The 15,578-nt window shown below is 73.6% G+C and carries 12 protein-coding genes; 6 read left to right on the forward strand and 6 right to left on the reverse strand.

From position 1 onward, the window contains the following. Positions 1 to 30: 30 nt before the first annotated feature. Positions 31 to 2,238 (reverse strand): YhgE/Pip domain-containing protein, encoded by a 2,208-nt coding sequence (locus SNA_RS09165; RefSeq protein WP_030068174.1) that lies wholly within the window; start codon positions 2,236 to 2,238, stop codon positions 31 to 33. Then, positions 2,210 to 3,109, reverse strand: a complete 900-nt coding sequence (locus tag SNA_RS09170) for an ATP-binding cassette domain-containing protein (protein WP_044364257.1) — start codon at positions 3,107 to 3,109, stop codon at positions 2,210 to 2,212. Before SNA_RS09170 ends, SNA_RS09165 begins: the two co-directional genes overlap by 29 nt. A gap of 260 nt (positions 3,110 to 3,369) precedes the next feature. On the opposite strand from SNA_RS09170, the gene SNA_RS09175 reads away from it, so the two are divergent. The 3 genes from SNA_RS09175 to SNA_RS09185 all read left to right on the forward strand — a co-directional run bounded on the left by SNA_RS09175 (position 3,370) and on the right by SNA_RS09185 (position 5,617). Next, positions 3,370 to 3,900, forward strand: coding sequence for an SAV_6107 family HEPN domain-containing protein (locus tag SNA_RS09175; protein ID WP_044364258.1), 531 nt, complete (start codon positions 3,370 to 3,372; stop codon positions 3,898 to 3,900). Between the two features lie 260 nt (positions 3,901 to 4,160). Continuing rightward, complete coding sequence (locus SNA_RS09180) at positions 4,161 to 4,916, forward strand: methyltransferase (protein ID WP_030068180.1); 756 nt, start codon at positions 4,161 to 4,163, stop codon at positions 4,914 to 4,916. 308 nt (positions 4,917 to 5,224) lie between these two features. After that, positions 5,225 to 5,617 carry a DUF3040 domain-containing protein gene (locus tag SNA_RS09185; RefSeq protein WP_030068181.1) on the forward strand — a complete coding sequence of 131 codons (393 nt, stop codon included), beginning with the start codon at positions 5,225 to 5,227 and terminating at the stop codon, positions 5,615 to 5,617. Between the two features lie 298 nt (positions 5,618 to 5,915). Here the strand turns inward: SNA_RS09185 and SNA_RS09190 are convergent, their stop codons facing one another. The 4 genes from SNA_RS09190 to SNA_RS09205 all read right to left on the reverse strand — a co-directional run bounded on the left by SNA_RS09190 (position 5,916) and on the right by SNA_RS09205 (position 11,597). Then, positions 5,916 to 8,327 (reverse strand): transglutaminase TgpA family protein, encoded by a 2,412-nt coding sequence (locus SNA_RS09190; protein WP_044364259.1) that lies wholly within the window; start codon positions 8,325 to 8,327, stop codon positions 5,916 to 5,918. A 117-nt stretch (positions 8,328 to 8,444) separates the two neighbouring features. Continuing rightward, positions 8,445 to 9,821 carry a DUF58 domain-containing protein gene (locus SNA_RS09195; protein WP_044364260.1) on the reverse strand — a complete coding sequence of 459 codons (1,377 nt, stop codon included), beginning with the start codon at positions 9,819 to 9,821 and terminating at the stop codon, positions 8,445 to 8,447. After that, entirely contained in the window at positions 9,821 to 10,843 is a 1,023-nt protein-coding gene (locus SNA_RS09200) for an AAA family ATPase (protein ID WP_044364262.1), read from the reverse strand. The genes SNA_RS09195 and SNA_RS09200 overlap by 1 nt, the downstream gene beginning before the upstream one ends. Before the next feature lie 154 nt (positions 10,844 to 10,997). Further along, positions 10,998 to 11,597, reverse strand: coding sequence for a beta-class carbonic anhydrase (locus SNA_RS09205; RefSeq protein ID WP_030068191.1), 600 nt, complete (start codon positions 11,595 to 11,597; stop codon positions 10,998 to 11,000). A gap of 418 nt (positions 11,598 to 12,015) precedes the next feature. Between SNA_RS09205 and rsmH the strand changes: the two genes are divergently transcribed. The 3 genes from rsmH to SNA_RS09220 are packed head-to-tail and all read left to right on the forward strand — an operon-like array spanning position 12,016 to position 15,568. Continuing rightward, entirely contained in the window at positions 12,016 to 12,981 is a 966-nt protein-coding gene (gene rsmH / locus SNA_RS09210; protein WP_078969783.1) for a 16S rRNA (cytosine(1402)-N(4))-methyltransferase RsmH, read from the forward strand. Further along, a complete protein-coding gene (gene ftsL, locus SNA_RS09215; RefSeq protein WP_030068193.1) occupies positions 12,978 to 13,520 on the forward strand; it encodes a cell division protein FtsL in 543 nt (180 codons plus the stop codon). Before rsmH ends, ftsL begins: the two co-directional genes overlap by 4 nt. A gap of 8 nt (positions 13,521 to 13,528) precedes the next feature. Beyond that, complete coding sequence (locus SNA_RS09220; RefSeq protein WP_044364338.1) at positions 13,529 to 15,568, forward strand: peptidoglycan D,D-transpeptidase FtsI family protein; 2,040 nt, start codon at positions 13,529 to 13,531, stop codon at positions 15,566 to 15,568. The last annotated feature ends 10 nt before the right edge of the window (positions 15,569 to 15,578 follow it).

The raw sequence follows: 15,578 nt of genomic DNA on the forward strand, positions 1-15,578 counted from the left end.
CGATTGTGCCGCTCCGCGCGGCCCGCCCGCTCACAGGCTCAGCTCCGGGTGGAGGTCCTTCATCCGCACCACCTGGCGGCCGCGGGCCGCCAGAGTGGTCAGCGCGAGCGCGCCCACGGTGAAGGCGGCCAGCACCGCACTGCCCTGCCATACGGGCGCGAGGTCGCCCCCGGTGATCAGCCGGCGCAGCCCCGCGACGATGTAACTCATCGGCAGATAGGGGTGGATGGCGCCGAAGAAGCCGGGGCTGGTCTGCACCGGGTACGTACCGCCCGCCGACGTCAGCTGGAGCATCAGCAGCGCCAGCACCAGGATCCGGCCGGCCGGACCGAACTTGGCGTTCAGCCACTGCACGATCGCCGAGAAACACGCCGTGACCAGGACGAGGAAGCCGAGCGTACCGGCCGCCCTGGCCATCTGGAGGCCGAGCGCGAAGTGCAGTACGGACATCAGGGCCGCGGTCTGGAGCACCCCGATCCCGGCCACCGGCAGCCACCCGGACACCGCCACCCGCCAGGAGGAGGCGCCCATCGCCAATGCCCTCCGGTTGAGCGGCTGGATCAGCATGTACGCCACCATGGCGCCGACCCACAGGGACAGCGGGATGAAGTACGGGGCGAAGCCGGTGCCGTAGTTCGGCGCCTTGTGGGCGGCGTCGGAGGCCAGCTGCACCGGGTCGGACATCACCTTGGTGCGGGCGTCGCGGGCCTTCTTGCCGTAGTCGGGGATCTGCCGGGCACCGTCGTGCAGCCCGCCGGCCAGCTTCTGCGAGCCGTCGGAGAGCTTGAACAGGCCGCCGTCGAGCGTCTGCGCGCCGTCCTTGAGCTTGCCCACACCGGAGTCGAGGTCGCCCATCCCGTTGGCGGCCTGGCCGGTGCCGTCGTGCAACTGGTGCGTGCCGTCGTCCAGCTGCCGTGCCCCGGAGGCCAGCTGGGCGTTGCCCGCGGCCAGTTTGCGGGCGCCCGCGGACACCTTGTGCGCACCGTCGTTGAGAGCGTTGATCTTCTTGACGGCGGCGTCCATGTCCCGGCCCATGGTGGGCCCGTGCTTGGCCAGTTCGCTCGCCAGGGAGTGCAGCGTGTCCAGGTCCCGGCCGAGCTGGTCGAGGTTCTTCTGGTCGTGGACGTAGCCGCTGACCCGCTCGGCGGCGTCCGCCGCGGTCGCCGCGTCGTCGTTGATCTTCTTCAGTTCGCCGCAGGTGGGATCGAGGCTGATCCCCGTCTCGCAGTGCAGCCGGTAGTACGTGGCCAGGTGGTCGGAGACGCCGCGCGAGAGCTGCGCCCCGGTGGCGGCCGCGCCGGGCAGCCTGTCCAGGTTGTCGCGCAGAGCCTGCGAACCGTCGGCGACCAGCTGGGCCGCCTCGCCGATCTCCCTGCCGTGCGCCCGCACGAAGGGGCCCACCTTGGCGTCGAGGTCGTTGACGGTGTCGGCGAGCTGCTGGGTGCCCTGCGCCACCTGGCCGGAGCCGTCGGCCAGTTGGCGCGCTCCGCCCGCGGCCGTACCGGCGCCGTTGGCCAGATCCGTACTGCCCCGGCTGAGCCGTCCGGCGCCCGCGTCCAGGTCGCCCAGTCCCTTGACCAGGCGACCGCTGCCGTCCTTGGCGGTGCCCAGCCCGTCGGCCAGCTTGCCGCTGCCGTCCTTGGCCTTCCCGAGGCCGTTCTTGAGCTTGTCGGCGCCCTCGGCGGCTTCCTCGGTCTTCCCGTGCAGCGTCGAGAACGAGACAAAGATCTTGTCGAAGAAGGTGCGCGCGGACTTCTCCGAGGCCGCCGAGCGCACTTCGGAGAACACCGTCCGGGAGATCTGCCCGACGATGTAGTTGTTCGCGTCGTTCGTGCGCACCTTGAGGGCGCCGGTCTCCGGGTGGTCACCGGAGCTGGAGGCGATCCGCTTGCTGAAGTCCGCGGGGATGGACAGCGAGAGGTAGTACGTGCCGTCCTCGACGCCCCTGGCGGCCTCCTTGGCGTCGACGGGGCGCCAGTCGAAGGTGTGGCTCTCGCCCAGTCCGTCGACGATGTTCTCGCCCGCCGAGATCCGCTTCCCGTCGACGTTCGCGCCCTTGTCCTGGTTGACCAGCGCGACGGGTATCTTGTCGAGCCGCCCGTAGGGATCCCAGAAGGACCACAGGTACAGCGCGCCGTACAGCAGCGGCAACAGCAGCAGCGCGGCCAGTGCGGCGCGCGGCAGCTTCCCCCTCCCGAACCGCTTCAGCTCAAGCGCGGCCAGCTTCGGCGAGCGCATCGGCCGCCCCCTCCTCGTTGTCGTCCCTGTCGTCCGCGTCGTTCTGCGGGGCGGCCTGCTCCGGGGCGTCCGTCTCCGGTGCGGCCCCGCCCGTTACGGCATCCGCATCGCCCACCACGGTCTTCGGCCCGTCCGGTACGGCCTCGGGCGGGCCGGTGCGCACCAGGACCACTTCCCCACCCGCGGCCCCGTCCGTGCCGTCCGCCGGCGGCTCGCTGCACACCGCGAGCACGGTCGTGCCCGCCGCCGCAAGGCCGCGCAGCATCGCCCAGGCCCGGCGCCGTTCGTCGTCCGACAGCTTGAGATCGGTGTCGTCCACGGCCAGCAGCCGCGGGCCGCCGATCAGCGCCAGCGCCACGGACAGCCGCAGCGCCTCCAGCCGCTCCAGATCGCGGACCGAGGTGCGGATCCCCTTGGGCAGCGTCTCCAGGTCGAGCCCGGCGGCCTCCAGCGCGCCGTCCACCAGGGCGCGGGCCTCGGCCCGACGCTCCTGCCGGGGCCGCAGCAGCGCCCGCAGCGAACCGCCGAACCGGCCCTGGAGCAGGGCGCGTTCGCGCAGATGCTCGCCCACCGTCAGCGCCGGGTCGAGCTCGGCGACCCCGGGTACGTGGGCGAGCGCGGTGACCGAGCGGACCGCGGCCATCTTCCTGGGCAGCGGCAGACCGCCGATCTCGGCGGTACCCTCGGCGGACGTCATCCGCCCGGTGAGCGCGAGCAGCAGACACGTCCGCCCGGAACCCGACGGTCCCTGGACGGCGATCAGCGAACCGGGCGCCGCCGTGATGCCGATGTTCCGGAACGCCCAGCCGCGGGGGCCCTTGACGCCGAATCCCGTGGCCGTGACCGCCGCCCCGCGCGGGGTGCTGTCCACGATCCTTCCCCTCCTCGGACTGTGCTTGAACTGACCGGTCAGTTCAAAAGTATCGGGTGCCGTACCGCCGGTACGCAAGGGGGTGGGGAAAACAGCCGCCGAATTCGTGCGCGTCCGCCGCGCCTACGCCGCCGCATCGTCCGCTTTTCGGGGAAAGTGCAGGTCAGCGCCGATTGTCAGTGGTGCCCCTCACGATGGGGTCATACGGTCCCGAATCGCCATTCGGTCCCGAACCGGCAGGCGACGACAGGAGGTTCGTCATGGCAGCTCGTCCCCGCGTGGGCAGCTCCGCTGCGTACGGTCCCCCGAACGATGTCCACCCCGTCCTGCGGCGGGCGGCAGCCCCGCCCGCGGCCCTCGATCTGCTCACCCAGGCCCGCCAGGGCCTCGACGAAGCACAGACCCTCGAGACGCCCAACGAACGGTTCGCCACTGCCCATCTGGCCGCCCTGCGCACCGCGGCCGCCGTGCTCGCGGTGCGCGGCCGGCCCGAGACCACCGTCCGCCGCCGGCAGCGGATACGCAGCGCCTGGGAGGTGCTGCCCGAGGTCGCGCCCGAACTGTCCGAATGGAGCGCCCTGTTCGCCGCCGGAGCCGAACGCCGCGCCAGGGCCGAGGCGGGCATAGCCGGCGCGGCCGGCCGCCGCGAAGCCGACGACCTGCTGCGGGACGTGGCGATGTTCCTGCGCCTGGTGGAGCGGATGCTGCTGCTCCAGCCCGCGCTGCCGCCGCAGCGGGCGGGCGGTCCGGCGGCGGGGGAGGAGGGAGCCGCCCGGCGCCGGGCGGGCTGATCCGGGGCGGCCCCGGGGCCCGGGCGGGCCGATGCGGCCCGTGCCGGGCTTCCGGCGGGCCGCCGGGGGCTTGTCCGGGCTTCGGGCGGCGGGCCCCGGCGGGCTTGTGCCGGGCCTCGGGCGGGCGCGCGCGGGTGCCGCGGCGGCGCGGGCGGCACGCGGGCGGCAGGCGGCACGGCTCCGCAGGCCACGCACCCCGCGGGACGGAATAGGGTGGTGGACGACTGGACGTTCATGCCCCCGCCGAGGAGCCATCCGCCGTGTCTGACCCGCTGCGCCCCCGCGCCTCCCTCCGTACCGCCGTGGTCTGGGAGGTCCTCAAGGACGCCCTGGAGCGCCGGGTCAAAGCCGCCGGCCGCGACGCCCTGGACGTCCTGGACACCGGCGGCGGCACCGGCAACTTCGCCGTCCCGGTCGCCCGCCTCGGCCATCGCGTCACGGTCGTCGACCCCAGCCCCAACGCCCTCTTCGCCCTGGAGCGGCGGGCCGCCGAGGCAGGGGTGGAGGACCGCGTGCGCGCCGTCCAGGGCGACGCCCACGGCCTGTTCGACGTCGTCGAGCGCTCCGGCTATGACGCCGTGCTGTGCCACGGCGTCCTGGAGTACGTCGACGACCCGGCCGAGGGCGTGCGGCACGCCGTCGACGCGCTGCGCCCGGCCGGCACCCTCAGCCTGCTCGCCGCGGGCCTGGGCGGCGCCGTCCTCGCCCGCGCCCTGGCCGGTCACTTCACCGAGGCCCGGCACGCCCTCACCGACCCCGCCGGAAGCTGGGGCGAGGGCGACCCCGTGCCGCGCCGCTTCACCGCCGCACAGCTGACCGACCTGGTCGCCGCCACCGGCCTCACGGTCGGCGCGGTGCACGGCGTGCGGGTCTTCGCCGACCTGGTCCCCGGTGTGCTGGTCGACACCGAGCCGGGCGCCGTGGACGCCCTGCTCAAGCTGGAGGCGGCCGCCGCGGAGCAGCCCGCCTTCCATGCCGTGGCCACCCAGCTGCACGTCCTGGCCGAGCGCGACTGAGCCGCCCCCCCGGGTCGGCACCCGGCGGCCGCCGACGGCCCGTCGCTGACCCGTGCGAGCTGCACGATTACCGCGTGCTGTCGGTCACGGACCACCCGATCGGCCCCTTCTCCCCGTATGATCGGGGTACGACGTTCCGGCATGACGGAAGGGCGGGTGGGGAATGCAGGCAGCATCACACCGGCCGCCGTGGCGGCCCGGAGCGGTGAACTGGCGTTGAGGGGCGGGTTTCACGGGGGCGAATCCCTGCCTATCCTGAAAGGGTCGCACCCCGGTCGCCCCCCGCGACCGACGAGTAGGAGGACTCCGTGCCGCTCTCGGAGCACGAGCAGCGCATGCTCGAGCAGATGGAGCGAGCGCTGTACGCCGAAGATCCCAAGTTCGCGACAGCGCTTGAGGGAAGCGGGCTGCGTACGTACACCCGGCGACGGGTCTACCAAGCGGTCGCGGGCTTCCTGATCGGTATCGGCCTGCTCATGGCCGGCATGGTCGTCCCGCTGATCTGGGTCAGCGTGGTGGGCTTCCTCGTCATGCTCGGCTGCGCGGTGCTGGCCGTCACCGGATGGCGCAAAGCCCCCAAGCCGGGTGAACAGCAGTCCTCCTCGGGCGGACCCGCCCGCCGTCAGACCCGGCAGCGCCGCTCGATGATGAACCGCATCGAGGACCGCTGGCAGCGCCGCCGCGACGAACAGGGCCACTGAGCCCCACCGCCCCCCGCTCGCCGGACACTTCACCGGACTCCGCGCGGCCACCCGACAGGATCGGGCGGCCGCGCCGCAGTGTGTACGGGGCCGGACGACGGGCCGGGAGCCGGGCTCCGCGTACGCCGGGCAGGGCGCGAGGACCCGAACGGCCGCCCACGGCCCCCGCCCGCGCCGGCGTTCGTCCGTGGCCCTCGTCCGTCCGTAGCCCTCGTCCGTCCAGGGTCCTCGTCCGTCCGGAGACCTCGCCTGCGTCGGCGTCCGCCCCGCGGCACACGCCGGCCCTGCCCCCTGCCCCCTACGCGCGCTGCCGTCCCGGCCGCAGGGCCGATGCCGCGCGGCGGGCCGCGGTGACCGGGGCGCTGGTGCGGCAGCGGGTGGCGAAGGCCGTCCAGCGGGCCGAGCAGGCCTGGACGAGACGGGCCGCGGAGCGCGGCGCGAGCCGGGCGCGCAGCCGCAGGGCGCGGGTGGCCGCCGTGTGCAGTCCGGCGTGGACCCGCTGGACGTCGGTGGTGAGACCGGACACCGGGTGCGGCTGCGGGGCGTACAGCGTCTGCTCGACCGCCGCGGCCATGCGGCGGGCGGCCTCGGCGGCTTCCCCTTGCAGTTCCCCGATGCGAATGATCCGGGCGGCCGCCCTGCGCGGCGTCAGCGATTCGTCCGGCAGGATCCCGAAGTCCCAGGCCGTGTCCAGCAGCTCCTGCCAGGCGGGCAGGGGGTCCGTTGCCGCGTCACCGCCCGCCAGCCATCGGGAGCGTATCCGCAGCCGCCACAGCAGGGGCACGCAGAGCAACAACGCGACGAGCAGCGCGGCCAGGCCGATGGCCAGGACCGGCCAGAGGGCGGGGCCACCGGCCGTGGGTCCGGCGCCGGGTCGGGCGGGAGCCGCCGCACAGGACGTCCCTGAGCCCTGCCGCCCCTCACCGGGGGCGCAGCTCGGGGCCGTGGACGGGGCGTGCGGCGCTTCGGCGGACGGTGCGGGCCGGGGAGCGGGGTCAGTGGGATCGGCTCCGGCCGATCCGTGGTCGCGGTAGGTGTAGTCGGGGACGCTGCCGCGGCTCGGGGTCGGTTCGAAGCGGGTCCAGCCGATGCCCTGGAAGTACAGCTCGGGCCAGGCGTGCGCGTCCTTGAGGCTGACGGAGGTGGTGCCGTCGGACTGCGGGGTGCCCGGCGTGAAGCCGACCGCTACCCGGGCGGGGATCCCCAGCGTCCGCGCCATCGCCGCCATCGAGAAGGAGAAGTGGACGCAGAAGCCCTCCCGGTCCTTCAGGAAGCGGGCGATGGCCTCGCTGCCGCTGCCCGCGTTGACCTGAGTGTTGTAGGTGAAACCACCGTTGAGCGAGAACCAGTCCTGGAGGTCGACCGCCTTGTCGTACGCGGTGTGCGCGCCGCGGGTGACCGCGAGCGCGGTCCGGTGCACCACCGAGGGCAGCGAGGCGGGGACCTTGGTGTACTCGCGGACCAGCCGGGCGGGCGGCCGCGGGGCCGCGGCCAGCTGTTTCGCGGTCGGCCGCACCTGAAGGCTCTCGACCTGGTACTGCACCCCGCGGGTGGTCTGCCCCCGGTCGCCGACCAGGGTGCGTCCGGCGGGCTCGAAGCGCCAGCGCCCGGCGATGTCCACCCGGGAGGCGGGGTAGGGGAGCGGCAGCCAGTTCTGGGCGTACCAGTCGGCGGTCGAGACGGAGGTGTTGACCGTGGTGGTGGGCACCTCGGCGGACAGGCCGGGCGGTCCCGGCAGCCGGTCGGGGACATCGGTGACGGTGCGTTCGGACGGCCTCCAGGCCGCGCCGTCGAACCGGTCCAGGGCCACTATCCGAAGATACAGATCGCTGGTGTCCCCGGTGGTCGTGCGGTAGTTGAGGACTTCCTTGTCCTCCGGCTGGTTGAGGCTGTTCTGCAACGAGACCAGCGGATTGACCGCGGAGATCGTGCCGCCCCCGCCGCCGGGGCCTCTGCCGTCGCCGGGCGGGCCGATCAGCCCGCCGCCCAGCGAGGGCAGCGCGGCGGGCACCACCAGCGCGATCCCCAGGGCCAGCGCGCCGATCCGGCGGCCGGTACGCACCGGGGGCGGGGCGCCGCCCGCGGAGCCGAAGCCGCCCGGCCGGGCCGGGCCCGTCCCGCCGAAGACCCGGCCCCACTGGGAGAGCCGGTCGCGGCCCTCGGCGAGCAGCAGCATCAGATAGCCGGCCGCCGCCACCAGGAACCACAGCCAGCCCGCGCCGCCCTGGGACAGCCCGGCCGCCACCGAGTACAGCGCGAGCAGCGGCAGCCCGGCGGGGGCAGCGCTGCGGTAGGTGGCCGCCAGCGCGTCCACCACCAGGCCGATCAGCAGCACCCCGGCCACCAGCAGCAGCCGGATGCCGGGGGTGGCCGGCGCCGGGGTGGCGTAGCGGCCGGCGTCCCGTACGCCCTCGTGGACCAGCCGGGCGAACTCGGTAACGGCGTCCGGTCCGGGCAACAGCCCGAGGACCGCCCGGTCGTGGACGAAGCACACGGTCAGCAGCAGGACGGCGAGCAGCGCCTGCGCCGCGATGGTCAGCGGTCTGGCCAGCGGCACCCGCCGCATCAGCGCGCCCGCACCGCTGACGACTGCCAGCAGGATCGCGGCCGGCACCAGCCAGTCGAAGGGCTGCACCAGCGGCAGCAGTGCGCAGGCCGCGCACAGCGTCGCCATCGCCGCGCACAGCGCCAGTCGACCCCGACCGCTCATGCCGACACCTCGCTTCGCTCGGCTCCGCATTCGCGGAGCGCGCACCCCCTTCTGATGAGCTCCCTGTGCTCGCTCATGCCGACACCTCGCTTCGCTCGGCTCCGCCCGTCCGTGCCCTCATGCCCCGCCTCCCGCCGTGGCGCCGTCCGGTGCGGGCCGCTCCGGGCCCGCCCCGGCGTGGTCGGCGGCGCACCGCCACAGATCGGCGAGTGAGCTGTCGGCGGTCACCGGCAGCGCCGTCCAGCCCGCCTTGCGCAGCATCAGCACCCGCTCCGCCACCGGCAGCTGGTCCGACGCGAACCGGATCCCGCCGGGGCCGGTCAGCCACGCATCCCCGTCCAGGACGAACGCCACCGCCGCGCCGCAGCGCTGCCGTATCCGCCCCGCGACCGCCGCCTGCTCCTCGTCCAGATCGCCGAAGAAGCCGACCAGCAGGCCCTCCTTGCCGCCGCGCAGGGCGTCGTATGCGGCCGAGAGCCCGCTCTCCTCGGAGGGCTCCAGCACCGCGAGGGTGTCCAGCAGCAGGCCCGCCGTGTCAGCGGACGCGGCGGCGCCGGTGCCGTCCAGGCCGGGCACCGGGCTGCCGGTGTCGGTCAGCAGCCGCACCGAGAAGCCCCGCTCCAGCAGATGGACGCCCACCGATGCGGCGGCGGTGACGGCCCATTCGAAGGCCGCTTCGGGACCGGCTCCCTCGTGCGCCTGTACCCGGGTGTCCAAAAGGACCGTGCAGCGCGCCTTTTGGGGCTGTTCCTCCCGGCGCACCATCAGCTCGCCGTGGCGTGCGGTCGACCGCCAGTGGACCCGGCGCAGATCGTCGCCGTGGCGGTAGCCGCGGGGGATGATGTCGTCCTCACCGGCCAGCGCCAGGGAGCGCTGCCGACCGTCGCCGTAGCCGGGGGTCTCGCCCGGTGGGCGGACGGGCGGCAGCGGCTCGGTGCGCGGCACCACCATCAGGGTGTCGGCGGTGCTGAAGGAACGGGCCAGCTCGCACATGCCGAACGGATCGGACAGCCGCAGCTGGAGCGGCCCCAGCGGATAGCGGCCGCGCAGATCGGACCGGACGCGGTAGGACACCTCCCGCCGGCCGCCGGCCTCCACCCGGTCCAGCACGAAACGCGGCCGCGGCCCCAGGACGTAGGGCACCCGGTCCTGGAGCATCAGCACCCCGGTGGGCAGCCGGGAGACGTTCTCGATCCGCAGCCGGACCCGGGACTCGCCGCCCGCCGGCACCCGGCCGGGCGTCAGCGTACGGCTGCCCGTGACGCGGTGCCGGGTGCGGTGCAGTACCAGGACGCACACCAGCGGCAGCGCCGCCAGCAGCAGCCCGACCCGCAGCAGATCCGCCTGCCCGAGCAGGAACGAACACACCGCCGCGGCCACCCCGGCCGCCAGGAACGATCTGCCGCGCGTGGTCAGCCCCCCGAGCGCCGCCCGCAGCCCCGCCCGCTGCGGCGTCCCCTCGTGCCCCGCCCCGAAGCTCCCCCCGTCGGACATCACAACCCCCGTACTCCGGGCGGCTGCTGGCCGCGGCCCGGCCGCCACTGCGGCGAGGACGGATCGGGGACCGGCGTGCGGTGCAGGATCTCCAGCACGATCTGCTCGGCGGTACGGCGGTTCAACTGGGCCTGTGCGGTGGGCAGCAGCCGGTGCGCGAGCACCGCGGCGGCCAGCGACTGCACATCGTCCGGCAGCGCGAACTCCCGCCCCGCCAGCGCCGCCGCGGCCTTCGCGGCCCGCACCAGATGGAGCGTGGCCCGCGGCGAGGCACCCAGCCGCAGCTCGGGATGGCTGCGGGTGGCCGCCACCAGGTCCACCGCGTATCGGCGGACGGCTTCGGCGACATGGACCGTGCGCACCGCGTCGATCAGCTTGACGATCTCATCGGCGTGCGCGACCGGCTGGAGGTCGTCGAGCGGGGAGGCGCCGCCGTGCACGTCCAGCATCTGGAGCTCGGCCGCGGCGCTGGGATAGCCGATCGAGACGCGCGCCATGAAGCGGTCCCGCTGCGCCTCGGGCAGCGGGTAGGTGCCCTCCATCTCCACCGGGTTCTGCGTCGCGACGACCATGAAGGGGCTGGGCAGTTCATGGGTCTGCCCGTCCATCGTCACCTGGCGCTCCTCCATCGACTCCAGCAGCGCCGACTGGGTCTTGGGGGAGGCGCGGTTGATTTCGTCGCCGATCACGATCTGGGCGAAGACCGCGCCGGGCTTGAACTCGAACTCCCGGCGCTGCTGGTCGAAGATGCTGACCCCGGTGATGTCGGAGGGCAGCAGATCCGGGGTGAACTGGATCCGCCGCACCGAACAGTCGATGGAGCGGGCCAGCGCCTTGGCAAGCATGGTCTTGCCCACCCCCGGCACGTCCTCGATGAGCAGATGGCCCTCGGCCAGCAGCACCGTCAGCGCGAGCCGTACGACCTCCGGCTTGCCCTCGATCACACCCTCCACCGAACGGTGCACCCGCTCCACCGTGGCGGTCAGATCTCCCAGGCCCACGCGGTCGTCGTACGTCGTCACTCGGCCCTCCCCGGCCCTTCCCCAAGCACTGGTCACCCACGCATTCTTGCTGTCCGCGCGGCTTCGCGTCATGGCCTGTGGATAACTGGGGGTGATATGTCCGGTGCGTCCGGGGCGTTCGGGGCCGGGGGTGTCAGTCGGCTTGGCCGGATCCTTACGGCCGGGGATCGATCTCCCGCAGCAGGCCCGTCGTCACATCGAAGACGAAGCCCCGGACATCGTCCCGGTGCGGCAGGAAGGGCGAGGTACGCACCCGCTGCATGGACTGCCGTACGTCGTCGTCGAGGTCCTTGAACGCCTCGACCGCCCAGGTGGGCCGCTGTCCGACCTCGGCCTCCAGCTCATGGCGGAAGTCCTCGGTCAGGCTGAGCAGACCGCAGCCGGTGTGGTGGATCAGGACGACCGAGCGGGTGCCCAGCGCGCGCTGGCTGATCGTCAGCGAGCGGATGATGTCGTCGGTGACCACGCCGCCCGCGTTGCGGATGGTGTGGCAGTCGCCGAGCTCTAGGCCCAGCGCGGCGTGCAGGTCGATACGGGCGTCCATACAGGACACCACCGCGACCTTGAGGACCGGCCGGGCGTCCATCCCGGGGTCGGTGAAGTCGGTGGCATAGTGGCGGTTCGCCTCGACGAGGCGATCGGTGACCGTCCCCGGGCTCTCGGCCTTCGCCGAGTGGGGAGGACCGCTCTCACCGGCGCGGGCGGCGGCGCGGTCGGCGGACGGGGGCAGCGGCTGCGACGCAGGTATGGGCATGCCTTCACGGTAATGGGCAACACCCGTTCCGGTCGCGTGTGAGGACGGGCATAGGGGTCAACATCACTCCGTGTGAGGTAACCCACAGTGATGACGGACATGCCTCTGTACGGGTGAACGACCGGTCCGCCAAACCCGTCGCGGGACGCGCGGAACCGGTTGATTGACCGGGGCAGCCGGTGGACTAAAGTGGCGCGAAGTGGGAGGCGTGACGCTCTCCTTGGATCCCGAATCCCTCGCGTGCGATGCGTCGCACGTACGGCTCGGCCTCCTCCCGCTCCACCGGTACTTCCGACGCCACTTCCCCGTCGCCGGAGGACCACTTCCCCTTCAGAGCGGGCGGGGACCAAGCGGTACGTACGGCACCCCCCAGCCAACGGCCGGGGACCCACCTGCCGCCCACCCCATCGGAAGAGGCATGAGTAACTCCCGGCACGTACCCGTCATGCTCCAGCGGTGTCTGGACATGCTCGCCCCCGCGCTCGCCGAGCCCGGAGCGGTCGTCGTCGACTGCACCCTCGGCCTCGGTGGGCACAGCGAGGCGCTGCTCGCCACCTTCCCCGAGGCCCGGCTGATCGCCCTGGACCGCGACCCGTCCGCCCTGAAGCTCGCCGGCGAGCGGCTGGCCCCGTACGGCGAGCGCGCCACCCTGGTACACGCCGTCTACGACGAGCTGCCCGAGGTCCTGGACCGGCTCGGGACCCCGCGCGTCCAGGGCGTCCTCTTCGACCTCGGCGTCTCCTCCATGCAGCTGGACGAGGCCGAGCGCGGGTTCGCCTACGCCCAGGACGCCCCGCTGGACATGAGGATGGACCAGTCGACCGGCATCAGCGCCGCGGACGTCCTCAACACCTACGCCCCCGGTGAGCTGGTGCGGATCCTGCGCGCCTACGGGGAGGAGAAGCAGGCCAAGCGGATCGTCTCGGCGATCGTGCGCGAGCGTGCCAAGGAGCCGTTCACGAACAGCGCGCGGCTGGTCGAGCTGATCCGCGACGCGCTGCCGCAGGCCGCCAAGCGCACCGGCGGCAACCCCGCCAAGCGCACCTTCCAGGCGCTGCGCATCGAGGTCAACGGCGAGCTGGCCTGTGTGGAGCGGGCCATTCCGGCCGCGGTCGAGGCGCTGGCGGTCGGCGGCCGGATCGCCGTGCTCGCGTACCACTCGCTGGAGGACCGCCTGGTCAAGCAGGTCTTCGCGGCCGGCGCGGCCACCACCGCGCCGCCCGGACTCCCGGTGGTCCCCGAGCGCTACCAGCCGCGCCTGAAGCTGCTGACCCGCGGCGCGGAACTGCCGACGGACGAGGAGATCGCCGAGAACCGCCGCGCGGCCCCCGCCCGGCTGCGCGGCGCCGAGCGCATCCGCGAGAACGTCGAGGACCGCGCATGAAGGCCCGGGGGCGGCCGCCCCGGAGACCCGGACGGCTGGCCGCGCTGCTTCCCGCAGGCGCCGGCACCGCGGCCCGCACCCCCTTCGTCCTGCTGATCGTCGTGCTGCTCGGCTCCGGGCTGATCACCCTCCTGCTGCTCAACTCCGCCCTGAACCAAGGGTCGTTCGAGCTGAGCAGGCTGGAGAAGAAGACCGACGACCTGACGGACGAACAGCAGGCGCTGCAACAGGAGGTGGACGGCTACTCCGCGCCGGACGCCCTGGAGAAGCGCGCCCGGAAGCTGGGGATGGTGCCCGGCGGCAATCCGGCGTTCCTGATGCCCGACGGGACGGTACGCGGCAAGCCGAGCGTGGCCACGGGCGAGGAGACGGCGCTGAGCGCGCCTGCCGAGCCGTCCCGGCCGGGCCTGACGCCCTTCGCGGACCCGTCCGCCACCCCGTCCCCCGCGGCCCCGGCCGCACCCGGCACCTCCGCCCGGCCCACGCCTCCCGGGCGCGCCGCCGCGGACGCTCCCGCCCCGACGACCCACGGCAGGTGACCGGCGGCATGACCGAGCCCAGGCAACCCCGCCGCCGCGTCCCGCGCCCCGCCCGGCCCGGACCCGCGGCGGGCCGTGGCGGCGCGCCGCGCCCGGCGGCCGGCAGGACCACGGCCCGGGCCGCGAAGTCCGCAGCCCCCTCCGCCGCGAAAACCGCCGCCAGGCCCGCCGCCCCACGCACCGCCCCCCGGCAGTCCGCCCCCCGGCCCGCCGCCGCGCTCCGCCTGGGCAGCCCGCGCCCCCGGCTGCGCCTGGTCTCGCTGGGGCTGACGGTGGTACTGCTCTCCTTCGTCGTACGGCTCTTCCAGGTGCAGGCCGTGGACGCGAGCGCGTTCGCCGCCAAGGCCAACGAGAACCGCTATGTCCCCGTCAAGCTGGCCGCCGAGCGCGGTGCGATCACCGACCGGGACGGCGTGGCGCTGGCGGCCACCGTCGACGCGTACGACATCACCGCCGACCCCAGCCTGCTGACGTCCGAGCGGACCGGCATCGACGACGCCCCGCAGCGCGCCGCGAAGCTGCTCGCGCCCCTCCTCCACGAGGACCGTGCGACCCTCGCCGCCAAGCTGGCCCAGCGCAAAACGCGCTATGTGCTGCTCGCCCGTCAGCAGACCCCGCAGGTCTGGAAGCGGATCAAGGACCTCCGTAAGACGCTGGACGCTGCGGCCGCCGTCGCACCCAAGCGCGCGCCCCGCCCCGACGTCCTGGTCGGGATCTTCGCCGACAAGCACAGCAAGCGGGTCTACCCCAACAAGGACCTGGCCTCCGGCGTCCTCGGCTTCGTCAACAGCGCAGGCAAGGGCAGCGGCGGAATAGAGGCCCTGCTCGACAGGAAACTCGCCGGCAAGGACGGCAAGCTCGTCTACGCCCAGTCCGGCGGCCGCCGGGTGCCCACCGCGGACGTCCAGGAGCACCCCGCCGTGCCCGGGACCGACGTCCGGCTGACCCTTGACCGCGACATCCAGTGGGCGGCGCAGCAGGCCATCACCGAGCAGGTCAGAAAATCCGGGGCCGACCGCGGCTACGTCGTCGTCCAGGACACCCGCACCGGCGAGATCCTGGCGCTGGCCAATGCGCCCGGCTTCGACCCCAATGACGTGGCCAGGGCCGACCCCGAGGCGCTGGGCAACGCCGCGCTCACCGATGCGTACGAGCCCGGCTCCACCAGCAAGCTGATGTCGATGGCCGCCGTCCTACAGGAGGGCGTCGCCACCCCGGCCACCCGGGTGACCGTGCCCAACCGGCTGCACCGCGGCGACCGGCTGTTCGCCGACGACGTCGATCACCGCACCTGGTATCTGACCCTCAACGGGGTGCTCGCCAAGTCCAGCAACATCGGCACGATCCTGGCCGCCGGCCAGTTGGGGAAGACCCAGGCCGAGGCCAACCGGGTGCTCTACTCCTACCTGCACGCATTCGGCATCGGCAGGCCGACCGGACTCGGCTTCCCCGGGGAGACCGACGGCATCCTGGCCAGGCCGCAGGACTGGAACACCTCGCAGCAGTACACCATCCCCTTCGGCCAGGGGCTGTCCCTCAACGCCGTCCAGGCCGCCTCCGTCTACTCCACCATCGCCAACGGCGGCGAGCGGATCGTCCCCTCGCTGATCAGCGGCACCACCGGCCCCGACGGCCGCTTCGCCCCCGCCGCGCGGCCCGAGCGGACCCGCGTGGTCAGCCCGAAGACCGCCGCCACGCTGGCCGCCATGCTCGAATCGGTGGTCGACGACAAGGAGGGCACCGGCCCCCGTGCGAAGATCGACGGCTACCGGGTCGGCGGCAAGACCGGCACGTCCAACCGGGTGGACCCCAAAACCGGCCGCTACCGTGGCTACACCGCCTCCTTCGCCGGTTTCGCCCCCGCCGACAAGCCCCGCATCACGGTCTACTGCGCCGTCCAGAACCCCACCGTGGGGAGCTACTACGGTGGCCGGGTCTGCGGCCCGATCTACAAGCAGGTCATGGCGTTCGCGCTGAAAACCCTCCAGGTTCCGCCGACCGGCGCCCGGCCCCCGCGCCTGCCGGTCACCTTCAAGCCAGGCGAATGAAATCGAGGCA

Origin of the sequence: Streptomyces natalensis ATCC 27448 (genome assembly GCF_000935125.1) — a bacterium.
Classification (GTDB): domain Bacteria; phylum Actinomycetota; class Actinomycetes; order Streptomycetales; family Streptomycetaceae; genus Streptomyces; species Streptomyces natalensis.

Coding starts and splice junctions, on each gene's coding strand:
- SNA_RS09195 (WP_044364260.1), bottom strand. CDS start 9,821: ATGTCCGACGGGGGGAGCTTCGGGGCGGGGCACGAGGGGACGCCGCAG.
- SNA_RS09220 (WP_044364338.1), top strand. CDS start 13,529: ATGACCGAGCCCAGGCAACCCCGCCGCCGCGTCCCGCGCCCCGCCCGG.
- SNA_RS09165 (WP_030068174.1), bottom strand. CDS start 2,238: ATGCGCTCGCCGAAGCTGGCCGCGCTTGAGCTGAAGCGGTTCGGGAGG.
- rsmH (WP_078969783.1), top strand. CDS start 12,016: ATGAGTAACTCCCGGCACGTACCCGTCATGCTCCAGCGGTGTCTGGAC.
- SNA_RS09175 (WP_044364258.1), top strand. CDS start 3,370: ATGGCAGCTCGTCCCCGCGTGGGCAGCTCCGCTGCGTACGGTCCCCCG.
- ftsL (WP_030068193.1), top strand. CDS start 12,978: ATGAAGGCCCGGGGGCGGCCGCCCCGGAGACCCGGACGGCTGGCCGCG.
- SNA_RS09205 (WP_030068191.1), bottom strand. CDS start 11,597: ATGCCCATACCTGCGTCGCAGCCGCTGCCCCCGTCCGCCGACCGCGCC.
- SNA_RS09190 (WP_044364259.1), bottom strand. CDS start 8,327: ATGAGCGGTCGGGGTCGACTGGCGCTGTGCGCGGCGATGGCGACGCTG.